This is a genomic window from Bacteroides zoogleoformans, from assembly GCF_002998435.1.
GTDB lineage: Bacteria > Bacteroidota > Bacteroidia > Bacteroidales > Bacteroidaceae > Bacteroides > Bacteroides zoogleoformans.
Window position 1 is genome coordinate 1,341,930 of record NZ_CP027231.1, and the last position, 12,076, is coordinate 1,354,005.

9 protein-coding genes are annotated in these 12,076 nt (G+C 45.0%); 6 read left to right on the forward strand and 3 right to left on the reverse strand.

The window, feature by feature from the left end:
• Window positions 1–6: 6 nt before the first annotated feature.
• On the reverse strand, window positions 7–1,947 hold the full coding sequence (locus C4H11_RS05680; RefSeq protein WP_106040818.1) for a glycogen debranching enzyme N-terminal domain-containing protein: 1,941 nt from the start codon (window positions 1,945–1,947) through the stop codon (window positions 7–9).
• Window positions 1,948–2,121: 174 nt separating this feature from the next.
• On the opposite strand from C4H11_RS05680, the gene C4H11_RS05685 reads away from it, so the two are divergent.
• Window positions 2,122–2,763, forward strand: coding sequence for a rhomboid family intramembrane serine protease (locus tag C4H11_RS05685; RefSeq protein ID WP_106040819.1), 642 nt, complete (start codon window positions 2,122–2,124; stop codon window positions 2,761–2,763).
• Window positions 2,764–2,868: 105 nt separating this feature from the next.
• Window positions 2,869–3,531 carry a Crp/Fnr family transcriptional regulator gene (locus C4H11_RS05690; RefSeq protein ID WP_106040820.1) on the forward strand — a complete coding sequence of 221 codons (663 nt, stop codon included), beginning with the start codon at window positions 2,869–2,871 and terminating at the stop codon, window positions 3,529–3,531.
• 93 nt (window positions 3,532–3,624) lie between these two features.
• On the opposite strand, the gene guaA is transcribed toward C4H11_RS05690, so the two are convergent.
• Entirely contained in the window at window positions 3,625–5,178 is a 1,554-nt protein-coding gene (gene guaA / locus C4H11_RS05695) for a glutamine-hydrolyzing GMP synthase (RefSeq protein ID WP_106040821.1), read from the reverse strand.
• Window positions 5,179–5,684: 506 nt separating this feature from the next.
• Between guaA and C4H11_RS05700 the strand changes: the two genes are divergently transcribed.
• From C4H11_RS05700 to C4H11_RS05710, 3 genes are read left to right on the forward strand one after another with little or no spacing between them, the layout of a single operon-like run.
• Window positions 5,685–8,066, forward strand: coding sequence for an efflux RND transporter permease subunit (locus C4H11_RS05700; RefSeq protein ID WP_106040822.1), 2,382 nt, complete (start codon window positions 5,685–5,687; stop codon window positions 8,064–8,066).
• Between the two features lie 17 nt (window positions 8,067–8,083).
• Window positions 8,084–8,866, forward strand: coding sequence for an outer membrane lipoprotein-sorting protein (locus C4H11_RS05705; RefSeq protein WP_106040823.1), 783 nt, complete (start codon window positions 8,084–8,086; stop codon window positions 8,864–8,866).
• On the forward strand, window positions 8,866–10,128 hold the full coding sequence (locus tag C4H11_RS05710; RefSeq protein ID WP_106040824.1) for a DUF1302 family protein: 1,263 nt from the start codon (window positions 8,866–8,868) through the stop codon (window positions 10,126–10,128). Before C4H11_RS05705 ends, C4H11_RS05710 begins: the two co-directional genes overlap by 1 nt.
• Before the next feature lie 239 nt (window positions 10,129–10,367).
• Here C4H11_RS05710 and mscL read toward each other — a convergent pair whose 3' ends face one another.
• Window positions 10,368–10,799, reverse strand: coding sequence for a large-conductance mechanosensitive channel protein MscL (mscL, locus tag C4H11_RS05715; RefSeq protein ID WP_106040825.1), 432 nt, complete (start codon window positions 10,797–10,799; stop codon window positions 10,368–10,370).
• 141 nt (window positions 10,800–10,940) lie between these two features.
• On the opposite strand from mscL, the gene gap reads away from it, so the two are divergent.
• On the forward strand, window positions 10,941–11,951 hold the full coding sequence (gene gap / locus C4H11_RS05720; protein WP_106040826.1) for a type I glyceraldehyde-3-phosphate dehydrogenase: 1,011 nt from the start codon (window positions 10,941–10,943) through the stop codon (window positions 11,949–11,951).
• Window positions 11,952–12,076: the final 125 nt, after the last annotated feature.

Below are 12,076 nucleotides of genomic sequence, written 5' to 3' on the forward strand. Positions count from 1 at the left end.
CCTCCTTTATAAATTATACTTAGACAACAGCTTCAAGATACGCAGGATTTCGGCCGTATTCATGGCAAAAGATACCGCCCCTCTACCCACGAACGGAGGATTGCCGTCGAAAAGCTCGGGCAAGGCCCCGATACAGTGAGAGGTCATTTCATCTTCCATACCAATCAGATATCTTTCGACAAACGATATACCGCTCATTTTATAAATGCGTAAGTATGCTTCCATATAGAAACCCATCAACCATGGCCACGCCGTACCCTGATGATAAGCATAGTCTCTTTGTTGCTGAGGGCCGACATAGTTCGGATTATAGCCGCCACTCTTAGGGCTCAACGTGCGCAGGCCTTTCGGAGTCAGCAATTCTTTTGTCACGATATCCAGCACTTGTTTCTTCTGCACTCTGTCCAAAGGAGAATAGTCGAAGGCTACGGCAAATATCATATTCGGACGGACACTCCAATCCATCATATACCCATTGACATAGTCAAACAGATAACCATACTCATTGCGGAATACATCAACAAAAGATTTGCCGGCCATTTCTGCCCGGGCATCCAGATTGTCAGCGAGGAGTGTGTTCCCACCCTCACGGAACATATCGGCCGTGAAACGAAGTGCATTATACCATAAAGCGTTCACTTCTACAATATAACCGGTACGGGGCGTCACAGGCTTTCCGTTGACTGTAGAGTTCATCCATGTCACGGCTTTCTCTGTACCGTTTGTATAGAGCAGTCCGTTCTCATGTAGAAAGAGATTGCTATGTTTACGACCAAGAATATAACTCATTATTTCCTCAAGCAACGCACCATACATCTGTCTGCAACGCTCGCGAGACGTCTCCTTGGCATATTGTTGCAATGCCCATACAGCCCACAGAAGCACATCCGGATGTTCTATCTCGTAAATCTTATATGTCAAAGGCTCTCCGTTGACAAATTGCCGGATAGCCTTTTCAGCAGTTTTCATGACATCCTCAAACTCTTCTTGCTCCTCAATGCCCAACGTCAATCCCGGCAAAGAGATAAACAAATCGCGGGCACGGCATTTAAACCAAGGATAACCGGCAAAAACGTAATGTTCCTCTCCTTGCTTATTGTGGAATTGATGCGCAGAGTTTTTCAGACAATGATAGAAACTGTCACGCGGAGTACGATCCTCCACCTCCGAATCAAAAATTCGCTTCAAGTTGCGGGGGGCAATCCCCGAGATACCGGCAGAAAAGACAACGCTATCTCCTTTTTTGATATCTATTTCGAAATAGCCGGGCACATAAAGGTCTTCGTAGAAATCATACCCGCGCTCTTGTTCCTTGGGATATTCAATGCCACGATACCAATCGGGCTGAAAGTGAAACTCATTTTTCTTATTCAACTGCATGAAAAGTTCCGGATAACCGGAATACATGCAAGTCTTAATGCCATTCTCCACCGGCTGATAATTTCGACTTGCCTGCCCATTCTCGTGTGTGTACTCGCGCACACTACGAAAAGCAAGAAAAGGCCGGAGCCTAAGCGTAGTTGCCGAGTGGGCGTCAACCAAGGTATAACGAATCAAAATCCGGTTTTCATGATGTACAAAAATCTTCTCCTTACGTAGAATCACACCGCCTACACGATAAGTAGTAGCCGGAATCTTTTCGCAATCGAATTCTCGAATATACTTATGCCCGTTGGGACTGAAGTGATTTCCCTGATACTTATGCAACCCTAAATTGAACTCTGCTCCATGCTGGATTACAGTCTCATCCAGAGAAGACAGTAAGACATGGTTTTCATCATCCAAATTAGGAACGGGTATCACCAAAAGCCCATGGTATTTGCGTGTATTACAATCCACGATTGTTGTACAATGATAAGCTCCGGATTTATTTGTCCGAAGAATCTCTCTTGGCAAAGATTCTTGCAAATTAATCATTAAAGTCTTATCAAATCGTAAATAACTCATAGTTGTGCATTATTATTTAAAGGTTAATTTTTCAGGTAACCAGACAACAATGTGTCTAACAGTTCCAAAAATACGAATTAAAGCTAATAGAGAAAATAAAAAGTAGTTTTTTTTTCGGCTTTCAGTCAAATATTCCGTAGTATTGTAGAAAAAAACAAATCAACCTGCTAAACGATGAAAAATGAAATGCGCAAAATGGCATTGGCAGCCGCTATACCCTTATTTCTACTATTCATTCTATACATCCTGAAAGTCCTGGAGATAGGTATGAACTGGGACTTCACCCACCTGGGTGTATATCCAATGGAGAGACGCGGCGTGTTTGGAATTTTCGCATACCCTTTGGCACATAGCGGATTCAAGCACCTGATGGCCAATACAATACCATTATTCTTCCTAGCATGGTGCCTTTTCTATTTTTACCGGCACATAGCCTCCTACATCTTCTTTTCCATTTGGATAGGTTGCGGCATACTCACCTTTCTGATAGGTAAGCCGGGATGGCATATCGGTGCCAGCGGCATCATCTACGGATTGGCTTTCTTCCTATTTTTAAGCGGTATACTGCGCCGTCACGTACCGCTCATTGCCATCTCCCTATTGGTCACATTCTTATATGGCGGTCTGGTGTGGAATATGTTCCCGCAGTTTGTCCGGACAAACATCTCTTGGGAAGGGCATATCAGCGGCGCCATAGCAGGCACATTATCCGCCATAGGGTTCATGCACCGCGGACCGCAACGCCCCGAACCGTTTGCCGATGATGAAGAGGAAGAAGAAGAGATTAAGAAAGAAAAGAATACTGTTTCTGAGTAGCACGTTTAAGAAATAATAAAAAAAATAAAAAGAGACACTTGGAGTTTAGTGCACACATTGATAATGCCTACTTTTGTCACCAAACCAGAAGATTAAAGAACCATCATGAATACAATGTTCGATACCATCTTGCAACTGCCGCTCTTTCAGGGCCTCGCTCAGGAAGATTTCACCAACATTCTGGAAAAGATAAAACTTAGCTTTACAAAACACAAAGCCGGTGAAGTCATTGTAAAAGCCGGTGACGTGTGCGGCAGACTCATATTCACCTTGAAAGGAGAAGTTGCTTCAACTACCCTATCCAAGGATAACTCATATAGTTTCACAGAGTATTTCCAAGCCCCTTATCTTATAGAACCGCAATCACCATTCGGCATGAATACTGTTCATGTCTCAACGCTTACGGCCCGGACAGAAGTGCACACGGTAAGTGTAAGCAAGGACTTTGTCAGGACCGAACTCCTCAAATATGAGATATTCCGCCTGAATTACATAAACATCATCAGTAATCGTACCCAGAACTTGAACAACCGCTTGTGGACTAAAAGTGCCCCAAGTCTTGAAGAGCATATCAAAAATTTTATTTTGTCACATATTGAGCGCCCGTCAGGCGAGAAAGCTTTAAAAATCAAGATGGAAGTTTTGGCTCAAGTGATGAACGACACTCGCCTGGGAGTATCTAAAGTGCTGAACAATATGCAGAAGAAAGGCTTGATTGAACTGCATAGAGGTGAAATCGTCATCCCTGATGCCGAAAAACTCTTATAAGCATGTATCATCAAACAAAAATTCCACGGATAGTTTGTTCTTACTGCCTAAATCCGTGGAATCCATATCAATTTATACCTGAAAAAGAAAGCATTATTCCCACTCTATGGTGCTGGGTGGTTTTGAGGAAATATCATAAGTCACACGATTCACTCCTCTCACCTTATTTATAATGTCATTGGACACCTTGCCCAAAAACTCATAAGGCAAATGCGCCCAATCGGCAGTCATGGCATCGGTAGAAGTAACGGCACGTAAAGCCACGGCACGCTCGTAAGTGCGTTCGTCGCCCATCACACCCACACTCTGCACGGGCAACAAGATAACACCCGCCTGCCATACCTGATGGTAGAGAGAAGTTTCGTTACCATCGACATCTTTCACTTTCCAGTTGCGCAAGCCCTGAATAAAAATATCATCGGCCTCCTGCAGTGTACGTACCTTTTCGCGTGTAATGTCGCCCAGAATACGCACGGCCAGTCCCGGCCCGGGGAAAGGATGGCGGGTTATCAATTGTTCGGGCATACCCAATTCGCGCCCCACACGACGAACTTCATCCTTAAACAGCCACTGCAACGGTTCGCACAACCTAAGATTCATCTCCTCGGGCAAACCTCCTACATTATGATGGCTTTTGATTGTCTTACCTGTAATGTTCAGACTTTCGATACGGTCGGGATAAATAGTGCCTTGTGCCAACCAACGCGCATCGGTTATCTTATGCGCTTCCGCATCGAACACTTCGATAAAGTCGCGACCGATAATCTTGCGTTTCGTTTCAGGGTCTGTAATGCCTTCCAAGTCTTTGAAAAACTTATCGGAAGCGTCCACTCCAACCACGTTCAGTCCCAGGCACTCATAATCATGCATCACATTCTTGAACTCGTCTTTACGAAGCAAACCGTGATCCACAAATATACAGGTCAGGTTATTGCCTATGGCGCGATTCAGCAATACGGCAGCCACAGACGAATCCACACCACCGCTAAGTCCCAAGATAACACGGTCATTGCCAAGCAGTGCTTTCAGTTCTGCCACTGTAGTATCTACGAACGATGCGGCACTCCAGCTTTGGCTGCATCCGCAAATCTCCACCACGAAGTTGCGCAAAATCTGTGTACCGTCTTCCGAATGGAATACTTCGGGATGAAACTGCACCCCCCATACATCTTCTCCCTGTATCTGATAGGCGGCAATCACCACTTTATCCGTAGAAGCTATCACCTTGAAATTATCAGGAATGGCAGTAATCGTATCTCCATGACTCATCCAGATCTGCGTGTTCTTCTTCACCCTTTTGAACAAGGCATTTGCCGAATCGAACGAACTGAGATGCGCCCTCCCGTATTCGCGGGTTCCGGCAGGTTCCACCCTTCCGCCGTTGCTATAAGAGATGAACTGCGCACCGTAACAGATGCCCAAAATGGGGTACTTCCCGCGAATTCCACTCAAATCTACCTTGAAAGCGCTCTTATCATAAACGGAAAAGGGGCTACCCGAAAGGATAACTCCTTTTACACTCGCATCTCCGTATGGAAATTTGTTGTAAGGTACAATTTCGCAATAGACATTCAGTTCGCGCAGACGGCGACCTATAAGCTGTGTGGTCTGCGAACCAAAATCAAGAATTAGAATTTTTTCTTGCATATCAAATCGTTATGTTTTTCTTTATGGGATGCAAAAGTAAGAAAAATCGGTTACCAAACAATATAACATTCCCTTAAAAAAGATACGTTAAAGGAAATTTATCAAGACCCTGTTTTTAACTCGTTTAGAATGTCGTCCTTGCTTTAACCAAGAAAATACTTTCTTAAAGCGTTTGGAAAGAGGCCCAAGCATAATTTAAAAGAATTGTCACGGCAAGACAAGTTCTTTCTTAGCACAAAATCACCATTTTTAGGTATTGTAATTCAACGGATATATAACGAACTTTGTTATAAAATAAAAGAAAAAAAATGAAACAATTGAATCTTCCTATAGGCTCAATAAAGACAGGTCGAAACATGACAGCAATGTATTCCATGAAGCGAGCCGCCGGCAAAGGGCGGCTCGCTTTGTTTTTTTTGAACGAAACGGAGCGGTGTTCTCTTTTGGACTGCTGACGCACTATTCTATTCTTGCATTTAACTGAAACAACTTACAAATAACAAATAATGAAAATAGAAAGAATCAACGAGTGGTTTGCCCTGCGAGGCAAATGGATGGTGCAAAAACGCCTGCAAGTATTAGGCGGCTTTATTCTTGTTTTTGTCATAGGCTTTATGGGGCTAAAATATTTCAAGATAACTGCCTCATGGGACGACTATTTCCTCGAAGACGATCCGATGCTTGTCAAGACAGACGAATTCAAAGCCATATTCGGCAATGACAACTTTGCTGCTGTACTGACCCAATGCGATAATTCTTTTACGAAAGAAAACTTAGAGCTTATCCGCGAACTCACGAACGAGATGATGGACAGCCTTTCATACGCTGACAAAATCACGTCACTCACCGACATCGAGTTTATGGTGGGCAGTGAAGAAGGAATGACTATCGAACAGATTGTGCCGGACATCATCCCCGATACCGCCTCTGGCTTGGAAGAAATACGCCGCAAAGCTTATCTGAAATCACACATTGCCAAGCGACTTGTATCCAAAGACGGTACTCTCTCGTGGATTATCCTCAAGCTGCGAACCTTTCCTGAAGATTCTGTCTGGAATAAAGGGAAGAAGCCGGTTTCTCCGGAAGTGCTTACCGGCAACCAACTGGAACATATCATCACTAAAGACAAATACAAAAGTCTCCATCCCAAAGGTTCGGGTTTGCCCTACATCACAGCCATGAAGATGAAATGGATAGACAAAGAAGTACCTCGGGTCATGGGCTTTGCCACTCTTGTTTCCATTTTGATTCTATTATTGGTAACACGCTCATTCAGGGGAGTTATAGTGCCGCTCATCACGGCTGTGAGTTCCATCATAATTGTGTATGGCATATTAGGATACATCGGTATGACAATAGACAGTGGCATGCTGATGATACCTATGCTGTTGGCGTTTGCAGTATCGATAGCCTACAACATACATATTTATTCTTATTTTAAACGGCAATTCCTCATGCACGGAGAGCGAAGACGAGCTGTAGAAGAAACCGTGGGCGAGATGGGCTGGCCGGTATTGTTCAGTGCGCTTACCACTTTTGCCGCTTTACTGTCATTTCTTGCCATACCGATGCAGCCCATGCGATTTGTCGGCATCGCCACCTCTTCATGCGTGATGCTGGCGTTCTTTATCGCCATCACCTTGATGCCCGTGTCATTAAGTTTCGGCAAGAACGGCAAGCCACATCCCAAAGTACAGGAAACAGGTGGACACCAGCTTGATTGCCTATTGGAACATTGGGGAGAAAGCGTACTTAGGCACAGCACGTTAATTCTATGGATTGCCGGATTATTTACAGTAGTTTTCATCTACCAGTTCTCCAAAATAGAGACAGCTTTCGACGTGGAGCGCACCATGGGACGAAAGATAGCCTATGTAAACAACCTGTTGGACGTCGGCGAAAGCGAACTTGGTTCTGTCTACACCTATGATATAATGATAGATTTTCCTGAAGACGGATTAGCAAAATCTCCCGAAATGCTCGTACGATTAGACTCCTTAGCACAAGAAGCCGATGGCTATAAACTGACCAAACGAACGACTACGGTGTTGAACATCCTCAAAGATCTGAATCAAACCTTGCATGATGGCGATGCCACATACTATACCATTCCCCGGAACCCGGACGAGGTGGCCCAACTACTGCTTCTCTATGAAAATGCAGGCGGTAGCGAAGCGGAATACTGGATTGATTACGACTACCGCCGTCTACGGCTGATGGTGGAGATGAACAACTACGATTCGGGGGAAACAAAACGAGAGTTGAACAATATTACAGCTTATGCCTCCAAACTTTTCCCTCAAGCCACTGTCACCGCCGTGGGAAGCATTCCTCAATTTACGGTGATGATGCAGTATGTGGCTCGCGGACAAATGATTTCATTCGCCATCGCACTCCTTGTTATCGGAGTGCTGATGACTCTTGTCTTCGGCAGTGTGCGCATCGGACTTATCGGTTTGATACCCAATATTACTCCGGCTATGGTGGTTGGCGGCCTGATGGGTTGGCTGGGCTATCCGTTAGACATGATGACAGCCACCATCATGCCAATGATTTTGGGCTTAGCAGTGGATGACACCATCCACTTTATCAACCACGGACATTTGGAGTTCGACCGCCAAGGCAATTACCGTGTAGCCATTCTGCGTTCATTCCGCACCATCGGAACACCTATCATTCTGACGAGTGTCGTAATCTGCGCCAACTTCGCCATCTATACCACATCCGAAAGTCTATCCTTTATGCACATGGGTATGCTGTCCGTAGCCGGCATCATGTCGGCATTGCTTGCCGACCTCTGTGCCACCCCCATATTATTCCAAAAGTTACGTCTGTTCGGTAAGGAAACCGATAAGGAAAACAGACAGCCGATGAATAAAGAAGATTAACAAATAGACATAGAACAATGAGAAGATTCATCTTAATGGCAGCTACGGCCGTCGTATTCACAGCCTCAGCAATAGCACAAACGGGTAGAGAAATCGCCCAAAAAGTAAAAGACCGCCCCGATGGATACACCCGTCAATCGGAACTGACGATGAAACTGGTCAACAAGCGCGGCGCGGTGCGTGAACGTAAACTCATCTCTTATTCCATTGATGTGGGCAAAGAGAAGAAAGACCGCAAAAGCATCATGTTTTTTCAATATCCCGGAGACGTAAAAGGTACGGGATTCCTCACGTGGGACTACGATGACCCGAACAAGGATGACGACAAATGGCTCTATCTGCCCGCAATGAAGAAAACCCGTCGCATCAGCGGTTCGTCTGCCAAGCAAGATTATTTTATGGGCAGCGACTTTACCTATGACGACATGGGCAGCCGCAATGTGGATGAAGACACGCACAAACTATTGGGCGAAGAAACCATCGGCGGATACAAGTGCTGGAAGTTAGAGTCCACCCCTAAAGACAAACGAGATATTTATTCCAAGAAAACAGCCCTGATACGGCAAGACTGCCTGATACCAGTCAGGGTCGAGTTTTACGACAAAATAGGTAAGTTGCACCGCCGTCTCGAAATATCGGACATTGCCAAGGTCGAAGGTTTCTGGACAGCCCGAAAAATGCACATGACCAATGTGCAGACGGAACATCAGACGATTCTTGAAATTAAGAATCCGAAATACAACATCCCTATAGAGGAAACCGGATTCAATGTTACCACTTTGGAGAAAGGCAGGTTCTGATGGCAAGCGTAAGTAATTTCCCGGCAAGATTTCTCCTATCGATTTTTCTGCTCTTTTCTTTACATGCCCCCACATGTGGGCAAAAGGCAGAAGAATCGACGTGGCAGATTAAAGGCTTTGTCGATACCTATCACGCCATTCGTACCGAAAAGCCAAACGATTTTATGTCTTCGCGCACCCGGATAAGGGGTGAGATAGGCAAAAACTTTGGCAGCTCATCACTCTTTGTCTCGTTCAATGCCACCCACAATGCTTTATTAAAAGATCGCACAGGCTTTGAATTGCGAGAAGCGTATCTCGACCATCGGGAAGAGCATTGGGGATTCCGCCTTGGAAGGCAACTTGTCATCTGGGGAGCGGCAGACGGCGTGCGCATTACTGACCTGGTTTCACCCATGGATATGACCGAATTTCTAGCACAAGAATACGATGACATCCGTATGTCAGTCAATGCCTTACGTTTCTTCGTCTTTAATGACAAAATGAAATTCGAGCTGCTTGCCGTACCCACTCTCGAAGGGTATAAACTGCCCACCGACGACACCAACCCCTGGAGCGTGCTTCCCGAAACATCTCCTCTACCTCCTGTATGGAGCGAGGAAGGAAGTCATCCCAAGTTCCGACTCTCTAACATGGAATACGGTGGCAGGCTCTGTTTCACCCTACCGGGAGTAGACTTCTCTCTTGCCGCACTGCACACGTGGAACAAGATGCCCGTCATCACATGCCAACCATCAGCCACCCACCTCATAATGTCTCCGCGCTACTATCGCATGGGATTCTTCGGAGGCGATGTGTCGAAGCCGCTGGGACAGTTCGTGCTGCGTGGCGAAGCAGCCTTCAATGTAGGGAAGCACTTCAGCTACAAGCCTACGAACAATGCCACAACGCAAAAAGGATTTAACACATTGAATTATCTCGTGGGGATGGACTGGTATGGTCCTCATGAATGGATGGTGACGGCACAATTTTCTTCCGAAAGTATTTTCAGATACAAAAGCCATATTGCACAGCCTCAGCATAGCACACTCCTCACACTCAACGTGTCAAAAAAGTTATTGGGAAGCACGTTGTGGCTCTCCGACTTCACCTACTTCGATATGAACCATAAGGGATGGTTCAGTCGCTTTGCCGCCGAATATGCGCTGAATGATTACATTCTTCTCTCGGCAGGCTGCGACCTGTTCGAAGGCAACGAAGGAATGTTTGGCTCATACAAACACAATTCAGAAATATGGGCAAAGGCAAAATACAACTTTTAATGAATGACTCAACAAACTCCACCCTGCCCAACGCGCTACGCAGAGGTTCGTTATCCCGCACAGTCTTTCGGAATAGCTTAAGATACTGCTTGTATCACACTGATAATCAGTAATATATTTTTAGTAAAAATTTCCTCGACGTTTTTTATGGCTCATCCCCTACATATAAAATTCCTTGCACGGAAGTATAAATAAAGTTGCCGACTCCGGCAGAAAAGACCGCCATACAGGTGGGATACTTATTTTTTATCCTTCAGCAAGTCACGAATCTCCGCCAGCAACACTTCTTCTTTAGACGGTGCAGTCGGAGCGGCCGGAACGTCTTCTTTCTTCTTTTTTTCTGTCAACTTGCCAATCAATTTTATAAACAAGAAGATAGAGAAAGCAATAATCAGAAAGTCGAAGGTCACCTGCAAAAAGTTGCCATAATTCAGAGTCACTGCAGCAACTTCTTCTCCATTCACCATCTCGGCAGGTTTCATCACCCACTTCAAATCGGTAAAATTAACACCACCTACCAGTAAGCCGATAGGAGGCATAATCACATCGGCCACTATAGAAGAAACAATCTTCCCGAATGCCCCACCAATAATTACACCGACAGCCATGTCTATTACATTCCCCTTCATGGCAAAGGCCTTAAAATCTTGCAAAAATGAACTTTTTCCCATCTTTTGAATTATTTAATTATGATTTTCAGTGCAAATATAAAAACAATTTCGTACTTTTGCACCGCAAATCTAAAAAAAGCATTTTCAATTCGAGATATATTTGAATAAATATTATAAGAACCTTTAAAAGTTTAAACAAAAATGGTTAAAGTAGGTATTAATGGATTCGGACGCATCGGACGTTTCGTATTCCGCGCTGCACAGAAAAGAAACGATATTCAAATCGTTGGTATTAACGACCTTTGCCCGGTAGATTACTTGGCTTACATGCTGAAGTACGACACCATGCACGGACAGTTCGACGGAACTATCGAAGCCGACGTAGAAAATAGCCAGCTGATTGTAAACGGCAAAGCTATCCGTATTACGGCAGAAAAGAATCCGGCAGATTTGAAATGGAATGAAGTAGATGCAGAATATGTGGTAGAGTCCACCGGTTTGTTCCTGACGAAAGAAAAAGCCCAGGCTCACATCGAGGCCGGCGCAAAATATGTTGTAATGTCTGCTCCCTCCAAGGACGACACTCCGATGTTTGTTTGCGGTGTTAACGAGAAGACTTACGTTAAGGGCACTCAATTCGTATCTAACGCTTCTTGTACCACCAACTGCTTGGCTCCTATCGCCAAAGTATTGAACGACAAATGGGGCATCACAGACGGTTTGATGACCACCGTTCACTCTACAACCGCTACTCAGAAGACGGTTGACGGTCCTTCCATGAAAGACTGGAGAGGTGGCCGCGCTGCTTCAGGCAACATCATCCCCTCTTCTACCGGTGCCGCCAAAGCTGTAGGTAAAGTGATTCCTTCACTGAACGGCAAATTGACAGGTATGTCAATGCGCGTTCCGACTTTGGATGTATCTGTAGTTGACCTGACCGTAAACTTGGCCAAGCCCGCTACTTACGCTGAAATCTGCGCCGCCATGAAGGAAGCTTCCGAAGGCGAATTGAAGGGTATTCTGGGCTACACTGAAGACGCGGTTGTTTCTTCCGACTTCTTGGGTGACGTTCGCACTTCTATCTTCGACGCTAAAGCAGGTATAGCTTTGACTGATACTTTCGTTAAGGTTGTATCTTGGTATGATAACGAAATAGGTTATTCCAACAAGGTGCTCGACCTGATTGCTCACATGGCATCGGTTAACTGCTAATATACAGTTAGAAAATAATAAAAAATAGGCGACTTCTGTAAAAGTCGCCTATTTTTTTTGCAAATTTGCGAGCAGTTCACTTGTATGTCCGTCCGGGCTACATGAAAAAGATTATACTAACTTTA

Bases quoted from the DNA above. Each gene is read 5' to 3' on its own strand.
- C4H11_RS05680 (WP_106040818.1), bottom strand. From the start codon at position 1,947: ATGAGTTATTTACGATTTGATAAGACTTTAATGATTAATTTGCAAGAA.
- C4H11_RS05710 (WP_106040824.1), top strand. From the start codon at position 8,866: ATGGCAAGCGTAAGTAATTTCCCGGCAAGATTTCTCCTATCGATTTTT.
- mscL (WP_106040825.1), bottom strand. From the start codon at position 10,799: ATGGGAAAAAGTTCATTTTTGCAAGATTTTAAGGCCTTTGCCATGAAG.
- guaA (WP_106040821.1), bottom strand. From the start codon at position 5,178: ATGCAAGAAAAAATTCTAATTCTTGATTTTGGTTCGCAGACCACACAG.
- C4H11_RS05700 (WP_106040822.1), top strand. From the start codon at position 5,685: ATGAAAATAGAAAGAATCAACGAGTGGTTTGCCCTGCGAGGCAAATGG.
- C4H11_RS05690 (WP_106040820.1), top strand. From the start codon at position 2,869: ATGAATACAATGTTCGATACCATCTTGCAACTGCCGCTCTTTCAGGGC.
- C4H11_RS05685 (WP_106040819.1), top strand. From the start codon at position 2,122: ATGAAAAATGAAATGCGCAAAATGGCATTGGCAGCCGCTATACCCTTA.
- C4H11_RS05705 (WP_106040823.1), top strand. From the start codon at position 8,084: ATGAGAAGATTCATCTTAATGGCAGCTACGGCCGTCGTATTCACAGCC.
- gap (WP_106040826.1), top strand. From the start codon at position 10,941: ATGGTTAAAGTAGGTATTAATGGATTCGGACGCATCGGACGTTTCGTA.